Source organism: Helicobacter sp. 16-1353 (assembly GCF_003288815.1).
Classification (GTDB): Bacteria; Campylobacterota; Campylobacteria; order Campylobacterales; family Helicobacteraceae; genus NHYM01.
Genome location: NZ_NHYM01000007.1, coordinates 88,565 through 105,107, shown reverse-complemented (window position 1 = coordinate 105,107; position 16,543 = coordinate 88,565). Strand labels below are relative to the sequence as shown.

General features: G+C 32.2%; 15 protein-coding genes. 7 read left to right on the top strand and 8 right to left on the bottom strand.

Going from position 1 to position 16,543, the window contains the following annotated elements; all coding sequences use genetic code 11:
- Positions 1–118 precede the first annotated feature (118 nt).
- Positions 119–259, top strand: a complete 141-nt coding sequence (locus CCY99_RS09575) for a hypothetical protein (RefSeq protein WP_181646860.1) — start codon at positions 119–121, stop codon at positions 257–259.
- A gap of 10 nt (positions 260–269) precedes the next feature.
- Here CCY99_RS09575 and CCY99_RS05865 read toward each other — a convergent pair whose 3' ends face one another.
- The 3 genes from CCY99_RS05865 to CCY99_RS05855 all read right to left on the bottom strand — a co-directional run bounded on the left by CCY99_RS05865 (position 270) and on the right by CCY99_RS05855 (position 3,766).
- Positions 270–806, bottom strand: a complete 537-nt coding sequence (locus CCY99_RS05865; protein WP_112060482.1) for a DUF4411 family protein — start codon at positions 804–806, stop codon at positions 270–272.
- Positions 807–809: 3 nt separating this feature from the next.
- Positions 810–1,928 carry an ImmA/IrrE family metallo-endopeptidase gene (locus CCY99_RS05860; protein ID WP_112060481.1) on the bottom strand — a complete coding sequence of 373 codons (1,119 nt, stop codon included), beginning with the start codon at positions 1,926–1,928 and terminating at the stop codon, positions 810–812.
- A gap of 155 nt (positions 1,929–2,083) precedes the next feature.
- Positions 2,084–3,766, bottom strand: coding sequence for a DUF262 domain-containing protein (locus tag CCY99_RS05855; RefSeq protein WP_112060480.1), 1,683 nt, complete (start codon positions 3,764–3,766; stop codon positions 2,084–2,086).
- A gap of 398 nt (positions 3,767–4,164) precedes the next feature.
- Between CCY99_RS05855 and CCY99_RS05850 the strand changes: the two genes are divergently transcribed.
- The 6 genes from CCY99_RS05850 (at position 4,165) to CCY99_RS05825 (ending at position 10,531) form a co-directional block, all read left to right on the top strand.
- Positions 4,165–4,542 (top strand): chemotaxis response regulator CheY, encoded by a 378-nt coding sequence (locus CCY99_RS05850; protein WP_112060479.1) that lies wholly within the window; start codon positions 4,165–4,167, stop codon positions 4,540–4,542.
- Between the two features lie 6 nt (positions 4,543–4,548).
- The gene (locus tag CCY99_RS05845; protein WP_112060478.1) at positions 4,549–5,439 is read left to right on the top strand and encodes a 50S ribosomal protein L11 methyltransferase; all 891 of its coding nucleotides are present in this window, start codon (positions 4,549–4,551) and stop codon (positions 5,437–5,439) included.
- Positions 5,439–7,337: an ATP-dependent zinc metalloprotease FtsH gene (gene ftsH / locus CCY99_RS05840; protein ID WP_112060477.1), complete on the top strand. Its 1,899-nt coding sequence runs from the start codon at positions 5,439–5,441 to the stop codon at positions 7,335–7,337. The genes CCY99_RS05845 and ftsH overlap by 1 nt, the downstream gene beginning before the upstream one ends.
- A 113-nt stretch (positions 7,338–7,450) precedes the next feature.
- Positions 7,451–8,083: a phosphatidylserine decarboxylase gene (locus CCY99_RS05835; RefSeq protein WP_112060476.1), complete on the top strand. Its 633-nt coding sequence runs from the start codon at positions 7,451–7,453 to the stop codon at positions 8,081–8,083.
- Entirely contained in the window at positions 8,080–8,793 is a 714-nt protein-coding gene (gene pssA / locus CCY99_RS05830; RefSeq protein ID WP_112060475.1) for a CDP-diacylglycerol--serine O-phosphatidyltransferase, read from the top strand. Before CCY99_RS05835 ends, pssA begins: the two co-directional genes overlap by 4 nt.
- Positions 8,794–8,974: 181 nt before the next feature.
- Positions 8,975–10,531, top strand: a complete 1,557-nt coding sequence (locus CCY99_RS05825) for a 2-isopropylmalate synthase (RefSeq protein ID WP_112060474.1) — start codon at positions 8,975–8,977, stop codon at positions 10,529–10,531.
- Between the two features lie 89 nt (positions 10,532–10,620).
- Here the strand turns inward: CCY99_RS05825 and CCY99_RS05820 are convergent, their stop codons facing one another.
- The 5 genes from CCY99_RS05820 to metG all read right to left on the bottom strand — a co-directional run bounded on the left by CCY99_RS05820 (position 10,621) and on the right by metG (position 16,543).
- The gene (locus tag CCY99_RS05820; RefSeq protein WP_112060473.1) at positions 10,621–10,875 is read right to left on the bottom strand and encodes a hypothetical protein; all 255 of its coding nucleotides are present in this window, start codon (positions 10,873–10,875) and stop codon (positions 10,621–10,623) included.
- Between the two features lie 187 nt (positions 10,876–11,062).
- A complete protein-coding gene (gene kcuS / locus CCY99_RS05815; RefSeq protein WP_112060472.1) occupies positions 11,063–11,272 on the bottom strand; it encodes a KCU-star family selenoprotein in 210 nt (69 codons plus the stop codon).
- Positions 11,265–13,430 (bottom strand): carbon starvation CstA family protein, encoded by a 2,166-nt coding sequence (locus tag CCY99_RS05810; RefSeq protein ID WP_112060471.1) that lies wholly within the window; start codon positions 13,428–13,430, stop codon positions 11,265–11,267. The genes kcuS and CCY99_RS05810 overlap by 8 nt, the downstream gene beginning before the upstream one ends.
- A gap of 272 nt (positions 13,431–13,702) precedes the next feature.
- Entirely contained in the window at positions 13,703–14,653 is a 951-nt protein-coding gene (locus CCY99_RS05805; protein ID WP_112060470.1) for a hypothetical protein, read from the bottom strand.
- 3 nt (positions 14,654–14,656) lie between these two features.
- Positions 14,657–16,543: a methionine--tRNA ligase gene (gene metG / locus CCY99_RS05800; protein WP_112060469.1), complete on the bottom strand. Its 1,887-nt coding sequence runs from the start codon at positions 16,541–16,543 to the stop codon at positions 14,657–14,659.

Genomic DNA, 16,543 nt, shown 5'->3' with positions numbered 1-16,543 from the left:
TGGAGTTTATCAAAAAAAAAAAAAACAATGTCAAGGGGGATTTTATTCTTTATGTTGTGGGTTAGAGTGGCGTATAGGTGCATTTTAGGGGACTTGCAAGGGGTAAAAGCGTAGCATATTGATAAATGCGTGGAGAAGCACAAGAAAATCTATAAACACAAAAAGATTAAGTTATAACCAAAATCCACTTCGTTTTATCTCAATGGAAAATAATGGCAAAGATTATAAGGCACGAGAGAGCAATAAAATCATTTTATAGACAAATACGATTAAAATAAAGTGCCTAAGGGAATTGTAAATGATACAGAAATGTTCTTTTTGAGAAAAGTTGGCAAAGAAATACATTTTATACGATGTTCATTGCATATGATAGGTATTTTTTTAAATAGTTTTTTATCATTATTACTTGGCGTTTCTTCTGTAATTATGGTGCGATTGTGAGTGTAGGCATTAAATATCAATTGAAAATCTGCACTTTGGATATATTGATTTTTGTTATTTTCGTATTCGTCCACATCTAACTCTTGCTTGAATTTTGGAATTGCAAAATTATTATCTATTAAATTGTGCATTTTTTTGTCTATCGAATTGCTACTAGGAGTGCATTGTATATTTGAGAGTTTTAATTGTTGCATAATTATTCCGCTAGATACCCTCTCGCACTCACTTTTTACTTCTTTTAGCAATAAAAAATTTCTATCTTTGAATTGCAATTCAATAAAACCTTTTAAGCGATTGTCGCTATCGAAAGGTAAATAATATCTTACGAGCGAAAGCAATGAATTAGTGTCTAATAAATATTCCATCTTTCACCCATACAAGAAAATATCTAAATTGTTATTTTTAACTTTAAATTTAGAAAGTATGTCATATTCTTCAATTACTCCCTCAAAAAAAGCATTAATATAAATATCTTTTTGCAAAGGAGATACAATAGCCTTAGGTGGAGTATAAAAATTGCTCGATTTTGGCTCTTGCCTTTCTTTGTTTAATTTTTCGTCTAAACCTGCTTGTATTGAGTTTTTTATATCGTTAAATTGCTTCCAGCTAATCGCCCCACTATTTGCATAATAACAAAAAATGGCTAATTGGCTGATATGGTTTTGTTTTGATAAAAGCCTTATGTTTTCATTGTTATAACTATGTGCAATATTTGACGCGAAAACTTTGCTTCGCTCGTTCTCTAAGGCGTTTAGTATGTCATTTGCCAATAAGTAAAAAGCAAACTCATTACACCATTTTTCTTCTTTATTTTCACTATTTTTAAATATGTCATCATCTATCATTTCGCTATTTAGCAAATAATGTCCTAATTCATGTGCTAGAGTAAATATTTCTCTTTTTAGAGATTTTTGCCTTTTTAAAACAATGGCATTTGGCTTTATAAAAAATCCAAGCAAATTAGATTTATATTTTTTATTGTGAGATTCAATATTTTCTAAAACCATAATATTATATTCTGCCAAATTTGCTATAAATTGCTTTAAAAAATCCCTATCGCTCACATTTTTATTTGGAATAATATATTGCAATTGAGTAGCAATATCTTTTGGAGAATCTTTAATGGAAAATCTGTCTAGCTGTTTGAAATTTGCATTAAATTTACTTAGCTTAATTAAGCTGTTTATATAATTTATTTCAGATTCTTTTTGGGTTATAAACTCTACATCTCCAATATTTAAAGAATCTTTTATGTTAGTTTTCCTAAAAAGAATGCTGGATTTTTTCTTATCTATTGGATTTGGGTTGGTGTAGAATGGCAAACCTTTTTTAAAAATCGCATCAATCTTTTTTAGATGATTTACTATAATTGGGTTTCTAATGTAGCCAATATCAATATTTATTTCTTGGCACAATATATTTTTATCCATATTAAACAATTCTAATAAATATTCTAATCGTTGCATATTGATTTCTATTGTTGCCATTTATGTTCACTTTATTTTAATTGTTGACGTTTGATTACAATATTAGCATAGCGTATTTTATATTTTAATAAAATTGGATTTTTGGCTTTTGCATTTAATGCTATTTGCGACTTTAGCAAAAGCTTAATCTTACCCACCGCTTTTTTTGCTACTTTTTAAAAACTCCAAGTTTTTAGTGCAAATTCAGCGATTTTATCTCGCCTTTCATCTATGGAAACTTTTTTCCAAACTAGTTTGCCATTTTCCTCTTTGGCAAAGTCTTTAATCTCGGCTTGTTGTTTTAAAAGTAGATTTTTGTTATAAGATTCTAGTTTTTCGCTAAAAGGCTTATTGCCAATAGCGGAATTATGGGACTTCGAGATAAGCACTAGATTCCCCAAGCAATTTAAATATTCTTTGATAAACTCATCGTCATATTGATTATTTTCATCTACATCATAGCCATTTTCAAGCACTCCATTATCTGGCTGCTGGGGCGATATATGCTCGATAGATTCACCCTCAATACTGAATCTATCAATACTATAGCCCTTTGATTGGATAGCGTTTTCATATCGCCAAAGCAAGTAATTTATTACCTCTTTATTATACATATCTCCACATAAAGCTATTTCTATGCTATCGTCGTCCCAATACCCAGATTCATTTAATTTGTTTTTTATATCTGCTCTTAGTTTGGCAATATCGTCATTATTAAAATTAGACAATATTGCATTCAATCTTTCTTGTATCTTTGCCCTTGTGTTAATTAGCTTAGCTCTAAATAGCAGAATCTCTAGCACTTGAAATAGCTCATCAATCTTACTGCTATCTAAAAATCTAAAGCCCTTAATAATAAATGGATATATAAATGCTGAGATTCCCAAACATTCTAAATAATATTTATGCGTATTATCCAAATGCTCAAATTGTTTGATGTTAGAAAAAGTCGTATGTAGCTTTCGCATATATTCGATTATCCATTCAACCTTTTTGTCTTTATCTACTTTTCCAAATATATTTTTTACATCATCTAGCGTTCTATAAGCATAGCCATTTATATATGCTTGATTATGATAAAACAGCACACTATCTTCCTCAAGCTTAATATCATTAATCAGTTTATAGATTTCCTTGGAGATATTTGAGATATTTTCAATATTGGCATTCACCTCATTTTCATCGCTATACACATACATTTGATACATAAAGTAGGACTTCAATCGCTCCATATTTGTTAAATCTTTTCCGCGATTATTTTGAAGCTCAAACATCAATACGGAATCTTTTTTTCCCACAATCTCAATTGCGATAAGCTCCGTGCTTTCAATTTTATTTAATATGTTTAAAATCTCATTTGTTTCAAGTTTTGCCAATTGTTTAATAAAATATTCTTTTGTATATTTGATTCTTTCTTGCGAAGGGGTGCTTGTCTTAAAATCATCTTTATCGTCAATAATGATTCCATCAAAACAAGCCCTATCATACTCAACTGGTCGAAGCTTGATATTATTTCCATTTTTTAAATAGATTTTTTCTTTTTCCTCGTAAAAATCGCTTGAATCTGCATTGTAATTTTTGCTTTTTAGCACATTTAATATAGCTCTAATAAAAATTACGAGTGTGGTTAATCTCTGCTGTCCATCGATAATTTCGTATTTTTTACCTTGCTCTATCCTCTCAAGCAAAATATTCCCATAGAAATAATTGCTACTGCCATTTGAGTGCTCTACGATATCCTCAAAAAATACCCTTAAGTTATCCCTATCCCACGAATAAGCTCGTTGATAAATAGGTATTTCATACTGCTTTTGTGAACTATCAAAACATTCTAAAATCGTTATTTTCTTAAAATCCATATATTCTCCTTTGGTGTGATAATTGCTAAAGCACTTTTTTTAATCACACTTTCTTTTTTTCTACATTTTGGGAAAACAAATCCAAAATCTTACCTTTAATTTAATCTTAAAATTCTAGCAAAAAGTAAAAGTTGATTTAAAGAGTGTGAGTAATTTTAGCGTTTTTGTAAGATTTAACTTTATTTAAACAAATTTTAAGAAATATTTAAGAAAATAGATTCTGCCTAGCAATAAAGATTGTTTTAAGATTTCAAAAATATTCCACAAATATTCCACGCTAGAATCCACAAATCCATTTAAACCCCATTTTTTCAAAAATATCAGGTGATTTTTGTTTAAAAAAATATTATTATGGTATTATTTTGGAATTTATTTGCTTGATTTATAAGGAGAAAATATTGAAATTACTTATTGTCGATGATAGTTCTACAATGAGAAGAATTATAAAAAATACACTCCAAAGACTTGGCTATGATGATATATTAGAAGCGGAGCACGGACTTCAAGCGTGGGAGCTTTTGGATACTATTGATGATATAAAGATTCTTATTACTGATTGGAATATGCCAGAGATGAATGGGCTTGACTTGGTGAAAAAGGTTCGCGGAGATGCTAGATTTGCGGATATTCCTATTATTATGGTAACAACTGAGGGTGGAAAAGCAGAGGTTATAACTGCTCTAAAATCTGGAGTTAATAATTATATTGTTAAGCCATTTACTCCACAAGTGTTGAAAGAAAAATTAGAGGCTGTGTTGGGAGTGAATGAAGTTTAATCTAATATGAGCGGATATTATTTTGAGATTTGCATTAAACCTAATTGTTTTAGTGATATTTTTATGAGTGAGATATTGGATTTTACATCTCAAGCAGTAGAGATAGTAGAAGAAACAGGGCAGAGTGTTACAAATAACAACAAAAATTTTTATATTATCATTAGAACAGATAAAAATATCGAAAACCCCCTTATAGCTTATCTACAAACCTTAAGTGAGAATCTAAGTATTATAAATTCTACAAATGTAGATTTTACCTATACAATTACAAAAAAACAAAGTGAAAATTATATTGAAAAATACAAGGATTCTATAACGGCAGTAGATTGTGGTATATTTCATATTTATCCAACTTGGCTTGAAAAATTAGATTCTAAGATTAATATTATTCTAGAGCCCTCTTTGGCATTTGGAACAGGACATCATTCTAGCACTTTTATGTGTATTGATGTGTTGCAATCATTGAATATAACTCCATCTACGACTTTGCTTGATGTTGGTTGTGGTAGTGGAATCTTAGCTCTTTGTGCAAATAAGCTTGGTGCAAAAGTTTCTATGTGCGATATAGATGAGTTGGCTATAGAAGAGGCAAAGAAAAATTTTTCAAAAAATAATGCTACAATTTCACAAATTTGGCTTGGCACAATCAATAATACAAATAAACAATATGATATAGTTGTAGCTAATATTGTAGCATCAGTGATAATTGAAGAGAAGGCAAAACTTATACGCTCTCTAAATAATAATGCCTATTTGGTATTATCTGGAATCTTAGATATATATTTAGATTCACTAAAAGAATGTTTTAAAAGCTTAACATTAGTAGAAGAAAAAATAAAAGATGAGTGGGCTTGTCTTGTATATAAAAATATAAATCTTGCAAGTAAAGGAGTATAATGAAACAAAATAATAAACCAAATAACCCAATGAGTGGGAATCCTATCGTAATATTTGCTATTTTTACTATTATTGTAATTCTTGCATTTAAACTACTCTCTCCTAGTGGAGGCTCACTCTTAAATAGTGGCACAACGCAAACTATAAGCTACTATGAATTAAAAAAATTGATTGAAAATAAAGAAGTTGAGCAAGTAGCCATTGGTCAAACAATGATAAAAGCACAAGGCACTCAAAATGGACAAAAAATAATTTATAATGTTAGAAAAGTTAATGATAATACACTTGTTCCACTTTTGGATGCTAAAGAGATTCCATATAGCGGATTTAGCGAGAGTAATTGGTTTACTGATATGCTGGGTTGGCTTGTTCCTGTGTTTATCATTCTTGGGCTTTGGATGTTTATGGCAAGTCGAATGCAAAAAAATATGGGGAATGGCATATTTGGTATGGGGAATGCCAAAAAACTAGTAAATGCCGAAAAACCAAAGGTTAGATTTGATGATATGGCAGGAAATAAAGAGGCAAAAGAAGAAGTTGTGGAGATTGTAGATTTTCTAAAACATCCTGATAGATATGCCACTATTGGAGCAAAAATCCCAAAAGGTGTTCTTCTAGTAGGACCTCCGGGAACAGGTAAAACCCTCCTTGCAAAGGCAGTTGCAGGTGAAGCGAATGTGCCATTTTTCTCAATGAGCGGTAGTAGCTTTATCGAGATGTTTGTGGGACTTGGAGCAAGTAGGGTTAGAGATTTATTCGAGATGGCAAAAAAGGAAGCTCCAAGTATTATTTTTATCGATGAAATCGATGCAATAGGAAAGTCGAGAGCAGCAGGTGGAATGATTAGCGGAAATGATGAGAGAGAGCAAACGCTAAATCAGCTTTTAGCTGAAATGGACGGCTTTAGCTCGGATAGCTCGCCAGTTATTGTCCTTGCTGCGACAAACCGCCCAGAGGTGCTAGACCAAGCATTGCTTAGACCGGGTCGATTTGATAGACAAGTTTTAGTGGATAAGCCAGATTTTAATGGGCGAGTGGAGATTCTAAAAGTCCATATTAAATCCGTGAAACTTGGTAGAGATGTGGATTTACAAGAGATTGCTAGACTTACTGCTGGACTTGCAGGGGCTGATTTGGCAAATATTATTAATGAAGCGGCACTTCTTGCAGGTAGAGCAAATAAACAAGAGGTTACACAACAAGATTTTAGAGAAGCAGTTGAGCGAAGTATCGCTGGACTAGAGAAAAAATCTCGCAGAATCTCCCCAAAAGAGAAAAAAATCGTAGCCTATCACGAGAGTGGACACGCAGTTATTGCCGAGATGACAGAAGGTGCAAGTAAAGTAAATAAGGTTTCTATTATTCCGCGTGGAATGGCGGCTTTAGGATATACGCTACATACGCCAGAGGAAAATAGGTATTTAATGCAAAAACATGAATTAATCGCTGAAGTTGATGTGCTTTTAAGTGGTAGAGCGGCTGAAGATGTGTTTTTAGGCGAAATATCTACAGGTGCTAGCAATGACTTGGAACGAGCGACGGATATTATAAAGGCGATGATTAGTTATTATGGAATGACAAATGTTAGCGGACTTATGGTATTAGAAAAGCAACGAAATTCATTTTTAAATGGCGGAATGGGCTCTCCAAGAGAGTTTAGTGAAAAGACTGCTGAAGAAATGGATATGTTTATCAAAAATACATTGGATTCTAGGTATGAGTTTGTAAAACAAACATTGAGTGATTACAAAGAAGCTATAGAAATTATGGTAAAAGAATTATTTGAAAAAGAAGTTATTGAAGGAAGTCGTGTTAGGGATATTATCGCTGAATTTGAAACTAAAAATAATATAGAAACAAGACTTGTTGCAAGAGAACAAATAGATGATGAAGATTAGATATTTGTTAGATTCTAAAAGAAACTAAATTTTTAGTAAGATTAGATTTATATAACATTTAATTTAATAATTGTAGAATCCACAATAGCAGGATTCTAGCTATGGAAGTGTGAATGAATAAGCCAAAAAGCGAACAAACAACAAATCAAATTATTGCAAAAGAGGGTGTTAAATCTATCGTGCTTAGTGTCATTTTAGTGTTTTTATTTATTTTCTTGCACTTAAATGTTATGGCATTAGTATTTTTAATAGTATGTTTATTTTTGATTGTTATCTTTAGGAATCCAGAGAGAATTGCGGAATATCGTAAGGAGGATATGATTGTCGCACCTTGCGATGGTGTTATCAAAGATGTTATAAAAAATAATGACACTACTTTATTAAAAATTAAAGTAAATATGTTTGATGTTGGAATCTTACGCACCCCAATATTTATTGATAGTATTTCTACAAAATACAAATATGGTTTATTTATTACAGGCGATAATAGTCTTAAAGAAGTGCTAAATACCAAGCATTGTATTGATGGATTCCATAATGATAAGATGGTTTATAATATTACTTTATTGCCTGAGGTTTGGAATAAAGTTAGTATTTATCAAATAGATTCTGCATTTGCTGGAGATAGAATGGGCTTTATGAAATACGGATATTTAATCCTTAGCATTTATGCACCTTGTGGATTAAAGGTTGAAAAAGGTCAAAATATCTTTGCAGGGCAAACTATACTAGGAAAGTTATTTTGAAAATAAATCCACTATTCATACTACCAAATTTATTTACTGCAACAAGTGCATTTTTAGGGATTTTAAGCATTATTTATGCATCCAAAGGAAAAATAGAATTTGCTTGTTGGCTTGTTATAATTGCTATGGTGTTAGATGGGCTTGATGGTAGAGTAGCTAGAATGACAAATACTTCAAGTAAATTTGGTATTGAGTTTGATTCTTTATGTGATGTTGTTGCTTTTGGTTGTGCTCCGGCTATTTTATTATTTTTTTCAATAGGGCAGTATTACGGACGCTTTGGAGCTATGGTTAGTTGTCTTTTTGTGGTTTTTGGGGCGATTCGACTTGCTAGATTCAATGTTACTTCAAGTAATGAATCTACAAAATATTTTATAGGATTACCAATCCCATCTGCAGCTATTTTTGTTGTAACTATGCTTTTTTTAGAACATAGATATGATATTTTTAGTGGATATTTAGCATATCTTTTGGTTATAACATTTATTGTTGGGATTCTTATGGTGAGTAATATTCGCTATCCAAATTTTAAGCACATAAAATGGAATCTAAGTAAATTTATATGCTTAATTATTGTTCTTGCTATAACTTTTGTCCATCCAATAGAAAGTATTTTTATCGGTATAAGTTTATATATTTTATTTGGTATTTTAAGGTATTTTTATATCCTAATATCAAAAGTATTTTTCAAAAAAACAATAAATTCTTAAGTTTAAAATTATATTATAACTGCTACTATAAAAGTAGTTATCACTTACTAAGGGGTGTAGATTATGCATTATTTACGATTTTTTACATTTACAAGATATACAAAAAGCTTCTTACTGCAATAATTTTTTAATCTACAAAATCACAAATATAAATATATAAAATACAATTAAAGGAATAATAATGCAAAATATAATAAAGATTTTTGATACAACTTTGAGAGATGGAGAGCAAAGCCCGGGTGCTTCAATGAATATTGAAGAAAAAATTAAGATTGCTTTGCAGTTAGAGAAATTGGGTGTGGATATTATCGAGGCGGGGTTTGCGGCGTCTAGTCCGGGGGATTTTGAGGCGATTAATAAAATCGCACAGAATCTTAAAAAATCTTGCGTTTGTTCTCTTGCAAGGGCAATGGAAAAGGATATTCAAGCAGCGAGTGATGCAATCGCCCCAGCAAAAAATAAAAGAATCCATTTATTTATCGCTACAAGCCCAATTCATATGCAATACAAGCTAAAAATGAAGCCAGATGAGGTTATAAAAAGAGCGGTGGAATCTATAAAATTTGCAAAAAGCCTAGTTAGCGATGTGGAGTTTTCGTGCGAAGATGCGTGTAGGAGTGAGATTGGATTCTTAAAAGAAATTTTAGGTGAGGCGATAAAAGCTGGAGCATCTACGCTAAATATCCCAGATACAGTGGGCTATCGAATGCCAAATGAGATTGGAGCGATTTTTAAGGAATTGCACGAGTTCGTGGGAGATAGAGCGATTTTATCTACGCATTGTCATAATGATTTAGGCGTGGCGGTCGCAAACTCTATCGAGGCGATAAAAGCTGGAGCAAGGCAAGTGGAATGCACCATAAATGGCTTGGGTGAACGAGCGGGGAATACTGCACTAGAGGAAATTGTGATGATTTTAAAAACTAGGGCAGATTTATTTGATGGTTTAAGCACAAATATTAACACCAAAGAAATTTATTCAACAAGTAAGCTTATAGCAGATGTTACGGGGATAAGTCCGCAACCAAATAAAGCTATCGTTGGTAAAAATGCCTTTGCACACGAGAGTGGAATCCACCAAGATGGCGTCTTAAAGCATAAGGAGACTTATGAGATTATGAAGCCTAGCGATATTGGCTTAGATTTGGATTCTGGGCTTATTTTAGGCAAACATTCCGGTAGAGCGGCATTTAAAGATAAAGCGAAATTATTAGGTTTTGTGTTGAATGATGATGAGATAAGCAAAGCATTTGATAACTTCAAAATTTTATGTGATAGCAAAAAAGAGGTTTTTGATGATGATATAAGAGAGATTCTAGGAGAGCAAACCACGCATATCCCACAAATATTTAGTTTAAATATGATTCAAGTTAGTGCGTGCTCGTCTGGGAAATATTGTGCAGCTACAAGTATGTTTAGAGAAAATATTGAATATAGCGATAGTGCATTAGGAAATGGAGCGGTGGATTGCGTCTTAAAAAGTGTAGATAGGATAAGTGGTATTAAAGGGAATCTAAAGGAATATAAAGTTGAGTCTGTTACTAGCGGTAAAGATGCATTAGCCAAAGTCATCGTAAAAGTGGAGTTTGAGCCAAATAAACCAGCGATAATTGGGCATGGATTAGACATTGATACGATGAGTGCAACAGCAAAAGCCTATATTGGGGCATTAAATAGCTATTTGAGTATGAAAGACCTTATATCAAATAAAGAAGGGACGATGTTATTTAACTGCTAGAATCTTAAAGTAGAATCTTATTAAAAAAAGTAGATTCTACTACAATCCAATTAGCTTAAAGTAGCGGGAATTAGACATTCCCCGCTAGTTTATGATATTGCATCTTCTCCACCTGCTATACCAATACCAATGAAATATGCAAATATTAGCTCAACAAAGACGGCAAATCCCCAAACTCCGTGATTGATAGACCATATAAATGAAATGATAATCATTAATACTAGCGATAATGTATGGATAAGTCGTCTTATGTTTTGGTTTATTTGATACTTGGTTACAGAGCCTGATATAAATCCTATAGCAACCCCAATGATTAAAAATATAAAAAATATTAATACAATCATATGTTTGCAATCCCTAATCTAAAATAAAGCTTTTATTCTACCCCCCCCCATTAAAAACAAGCTTAAAAAAAGATAATTTTTATTGTTTAATAAAATTTTATGATTTTATTGCAAGTTATAAGTAAGAATTTGAAAGTTGCTTTGATGAGCTAAATTGTTTTGATAAAACTTTATCCTTTTTAGCTTATCAGCATTTTGTGCTACCCGGACCATATTTACTATCCTGAGCTTCCCTAAAGAATTCCTTTTGGGTTTTTGGAATCTTATCAGGATGATTTTTCTCCATATGCTCCAAATATTTATCATAGCTAGGCATTCCCACCAAGAGGTGGAAAAACCTATCTGATTTTTTATAGATATTTTTAATTTTCTTGAAAAGTGCTTTTATTTCAACCATGTGCACCGATTTTGCTTTCGTAATCGCTAGCATTTTTATAAGGAGATTCTGCCAATGGTGGCTCTACTTTTTCTCCTTTTAAGACTTTGATACAAATTCTTACGGTAGCCGCTAAAACAATCAATGTAATAATCATAAACAATGCACATAGAATTGCATTAATTAAATTATTATTAGCAATTAGTTGCGCTTTATCTGCTGCCTCAATTTGTCCTTGTGCTAGTAATTCGGCTGCTTTTGCACTTTGATTTTGGTAGATTGCCACATGGCTTACTGAGTCATGCACTTTTTCTCCATTTGCAGGGAGAAGTTTTTGCACTCCAGCACTCATTGTAGATATAAGCACCCAAGCAACAGGCACGATAACAACCCAAGCCATTTTTCCTTTGCCCATTTTGAATAATACACTAACGCCAAGTAATAAAGCTATTCCAGCAAGTAGTTGATTTGAAACACCAAATAGAGTCCAAAGCGATTTTATACCACCTTGTGGGTCTGTGATACCTTGATACAAAATATATCCCCACGCAACGACGCAGATAAATGTCGCAATAATCCCCATTGGATATGAACTAATATTACGCATTGGTTTATAGACATTACCCAAAACATCTTGAACCATAAATCGCCCAGCTCTTGTCCCTGCATCAACGGCAGTTAAAATAAATAATGCTTCAAACAAAATAGCAAAGTGATACCAAAACGCCATAGAAGCTGCATTAAATAAAGGAACTTGTGCAATGATACTTGCAAAACCTATCGCAAATGTTGGTGCACCACCTGTTCTACTTAAAATGCTTGGCTCACCAATTTCTTTTGTGAAAGCCACAATATCCGCTCCGCTAATACTAAATATTCCATCTGCCCAGCCATTTATTGTTCCAGCTGCTGCTGCTGCGGCGGCTGCATAACCTTCTGGATTTGTAAAAACATTCAATCCTGTCATTCCAGCAGTTCCAAGTCCAGCAGGAGCGACATTTATCGCAAAATATAGACCCGGAGTTATAATAATAGCGGCAATCAACGCCATAACACCAACAGCAGATTCCATAAGCATAGAGCCATAGCCTACCATTCGTGCGTGGGTTTCTTTCTCTAGCATTTTTGGAGTAGTTCCACTAGAAATTAATGCGTGGAATCCACTTATCGCACCACAAGCGATAGTAATAAATAGGAATGGAAATAATTTCCCTGAGAATACAGGACCTGTTCCATCGATATATGGAGTTACACTAGGCATAGTAACATCTGGCTGAACGAATACAATCGCTAGTGCCATAACTATAATAACACCAATTTTTAAGAATGTGCTTAGATAATCCCTAGGAGCTAGTAAGAACCATACAGGTAAAATAGCCGCAACAAAACCATAAGCAATCATAATATATGTTAAATTGATAGGAGTAACTGTGAATACTTGACCCCAATATGGGTCTTGTCCTACATAGTGTCCAAACCAAAGTGCTAGGATTAAAAGTGCAAATCCTATAATACTTGCTTCACCAACCTTGCCCGGTCGCAAAAATCGCATCCAGATTCCCATTAAAATCGCAATAGGGATAGTCATAGATATAGTAAATAGTCCCCAAGGAGATTCAGCCAAAGCATTTACAACAACAAGTGCAAGAATGGCGATAATTAGCATCATAATGCCTAAGATTCCAATCATTGCGATTGTTCCAACGCCCTTGCCAAGCTCCATTTTAATCATCTCGCCCAAGCTTTTCCCATCTCGTCTTGTAGATAAGAATAGCACGACGAAATCATGAACTGCTCCAGCCAACACAACCCCAACAACTAGCCAAATCATTCCCGGCAAATAACCCATTTGAGCAGCTAGGATTGGACCGACTAATGGACCAGCACCAGCGATTGCAGCAAAATGGTGTCCAAATAAAACGATTTTATTTGTTGGAACGAAATCCCTTCCGTCATTTTTGACAACTGCAGGCGTAGCCCTTTTATCATCAAGCTCTAATACCTTAAATGCAATGTATTTGCTGTAGAATCTATAAGCAATTGCATAAATACAAACTGCCGCAACAACAAACCAAATGGCATTTATACTTTCACCAGTATGCATTGCTAACACTGCAAAGCAAGCTGCACCAACGAAAGCAACTATTGCCCATATAATGTAGCTTAGTAACTTATTCATATACTCTCTCCTTTGTAATTTGAACATTTGTATCTCGACTTAATATACTATAAGCTATCTTTAATCATTAAGAAAATTTATAGAAAATATTAAGCTAAGAGTATTATATAAAATTAAAATAAAATTACATAATTGATTGTTTAGTTTCTTAATATATGGCTATGTAATGTTCTTATAATATTTCTTATTTTATGATACTTTAATGATAATTATGATAAATATTAACGGCAGAAGTAACTTTCTGTTATTATTCTAAAAGATTCGCAAAATAACTAAAATAAACTTAATTCAGTGGCGTTATCCGCTATAACTTCTTTTAGCTCACTTTGACTGATGCCAAATACTACAAAAAAATGGAATTCATTTAGTGAAAAATACTGCATTAATTCATCTTTGGATTTATAATGCTTTGTTTGAATGTGCTTGTATGTTTGTTTTGTGGATAAAAATAATGCTTTTCCCCATTTTGCTAAAAGAACAAAGTCAATATATCTTTTAATGAATTTTCTATCTTTTGAAGCATAAATAAAACGCATTGATTGCCCATATTTTGAAAGCCTAGCATAGGAGTTGATAAATACTGGTAAAAATGATGATAAATCAGCATTAAGATTCAAGCTAATATTTTTTTGTTTGCAAAAATAAATGACATTATTTAATTCATTAATAAATATCTTGGGAATAATGATTTGATATATTTCATTATCATATTCCATTTTTATTTCAAATAATGTTTGTTTGATGATACTAAAACATAATTCCTTTTGGCTCTCCAAATGCAGAATCTCAAATAAAGAAATATTAAAATTAATAATAATATTTTTATAAAACAAGGATTCTAATAGTTCATCTACATTTGTTGCGAATCTAACTTGAGAATCTTTTATTATATTATTGGCTAATTTAAAGCTAATATCATCACAATAATAGATTTCAATATTATTCATTAATTGAATATATTTTATAAATTTCAATAATGCATTATCAATATCATCTACTAGAATCCAAGCTATTTCATTATCGATTATTTCAACACAAGTATCACTTACAATGCCATAAGCACCGCGTTTGACTGCATCTTGTATCTCATCTTTATTTCTAGCTATAAACATATCGCCATTTTTTATATTCTCAACTTTTGTTGTTATATTGTGTATAAACGATATGCAAGGTGTGTTACAAAGCTTTCCTGAAATGATTTCTATAAAGTTATCTAAAAGCAAATATTATCCTATCTTACTTCCAAGTTCTGTATTACTATATACGCTAAGTAGGCTAAGATTGCCCTTGCTATCTTCTGTTGTTAGAATCATACCTTGACTTAAAACACCCATTATCTTACTAGGTTTTAGATTGATAATCGCACAAGCCAAAACACCATTAATATTCTCAGGTTTATAAAAATTTGCAATGCCAGATACAATCTGCCTAGTTCCAATAGATTCCCCAAAATCAATATTTAAAACTAAAAGATTATTTGATTTTTCGATTCTCTTTGCTTCTAGAATCTTGCCAACTCTAATATCAATCTTATCAAATTGCTTAATATTTATTTCATCTTTTAGATTAATCTTATTTATATTTGTTTCAATGGCTGGTTTTTCTATCTTTGGGAAAAGTGGCGGAATCTTTGTTAGCTTAAATGTATTTATTAGTTCATTATCCAATATAATCTTATTGTAATGAGAAAAATCAACCCCAAGCGATTTCATAATCTCTTTTGAGCTATTCGGTAAAATAGGATATAAAAGCAATGAGCCTTTAGCTAAAATATTCGCAACAAATACTAACAATGTAGCTACATCATCGACTTTCTGCTCTTTCATCATATCCCAAGGTGCATATTTTGTAATACTTAGATTCGCTATATTGAAAATCTTCCAAAGTTCTTCTAAATATCGATTTGGCATCATATTTTCCATATAATATTCTAGGGATTCTATGATTATAGCAACCTCATCAATCTCATTTTTTAGATAATCAAAATTATTGGATTCTATTGTTAGATTAAAGTATTTTTCGCCCATTCCAAGTAATCTACTCAAAAGATTCCCCAAAGTATCGCTAAGCTCGGAATTTGACCTTTCAATCAATGCTTTTCTGCTAAAATCACCATCTTGTCCAAATGGCACTTCGCGAATCAAAAAATATCGCATATTTTCTAATCCATAGGTATTAGCGATTTCCTCTGGATTTATTACATTGCCAACGCTTTTGCTCATTTTTGCACCATCTCTTGTCCACCATCCGTGTGCGTAGATTTTCTTTGGGAGTGGTAGATTTAGACTCATTAAAAACGCAGGCCAGTAAATAGCGTGGAATCTTAAAATATCTTTCCCTACAAAATGTGTAGCGTCATTAAAAAAATACATTTTATTTAGATTATCATTACCAAAACCAAGTGGCGTAATATAGCTAAGCAACGCATCTAGCCAAACATATATAATATGTTTATCATCATTTACAAATGGTGGCAGACTAATCCCCCATTTAAAGCCACTTCTAGTTATTGATAAATCACTCAAACCACCTTCGATAAATTTTATAATCTCATTTTTTTTATGTAGTGGTAGAATGATGTTTGGATTCTCTTTATACCATTCTAAGAGCTTATTTTCATATTTGCTTAATCTAAAAAAATAGCTTTCTTCTTTTAGTGGAGTGGTTTCTTTCCCACAATCAGGGCAAAAGAATTCATCGACTAATTGCCTTTTTGTGAAAAATGTCTCACAACTAATGCAGTAATTACCCTCATAATGACCTTTGTAAATATCCCCATTTCTATACATTTCTTCAAATGCGTATTTGACGCCAATATCGTGGTATTTATCTGTTGTGCGGACAAAATAATCATACGCAATTCCAAAATTATTCCAAAGATTCTGGAATTTAAAGCTTATCTCATCGGCATATTCCTGTGTGCTTTTTTGCTTTAATTTTGCGGAATTTTCAATTTTTTGTCCGTGCTCATCTGTTCCTGTTAATAAAACACATTCATTGCCTTTTAATACTTGGTATCGCTTAAACATATCACATAGAATCGTAGTATAAGCGTGTCCTATATGTGGGACATCATTCACATAATAAATTGGAGTTGTAACATATTTTGTCAT

What these genes read in the sequence shown, in the direction of transcription:
- CCY99_RS05820 (WP_112060473.1), bottom strand. Translation starts at nt 10,875, where the DNA reads ATGATTGTATTAATATTTTTTATATTTTTAATCATTGGGGTTGCTATA.
- CCY99_RS05835 (WP_112060476.1), top strand. Translation starts at nt 7,451, where the DNA reads ATGAATAAGCCAAAAAGCGAACAAACAACAAATCAAATTATTGCAAAA.
- CCY99_RS05825 (WP_112060474.1), top strand. Translation starts at nt 8,975, where the DNA reads ATGCAAAATATAATAAAGATTTTTGATACAACTTTGAGAGATGGAGAG.
- kcuS (WP_112060472.1), bottom strand. Translation starts at nt 11,272, where the DNA reads ATGGTTGAAATAAAAGCACTTTTCAAGAAAATTAAAAATATCTATAAA.
- CCY99_RS05845 (WP_112060478.1), top strand. Translation starts at nt 4,549, where the DNA reads ATGAGCGGATATTATTTTGAGATTTGCATTAAACCTAATTGTTTTAGT.
- metG (WP_112060469.1), bottom strand. Translation starts at nt 16,543, where the DNA reads ATGACAAAATATGTTACAACTCCAATTTATTATGTGAATGATGTCCCA.
- CCY99_RS05855 (WP_112060480.1), bottom strand. Translation starts at nt 3,766, where the DNA reads ATGGATTTTAAGAAAATAACGATTTTAGAATGTTTTGATAGTTCACAA.
- CCY99_RS05810 (WP_112060471.1), bottom strand. Translation starts at nt 13,430, where the DNA reads ATGAATAAGTTACTAAGCTACATTATATGGGCAATAGTTGCTTTCGTT.
- ftsH (WP_112060477.1), top strand. Translation starts at nt 5,439, where the DNA reads ATGAAACAAAATAATAAACCAAATAACCCAATGAGTGGGAATCCTATC.
- CCY99_RS05860 (WP_112060481.1), bottom strand. Translation starts at nt 1,928, where the DNA reads ATGGCAACAATAGAAATCAATATGCAACGATTAGAATATTTATTAGAA.
- CCY99_RS05865 (WP_112060482.1), bottom strand. Translation starts at nt 806, where the DNA reads ATGGAATATTTATTAGACACTAATTCATTGCTTTCGCTCGTAAGATAT.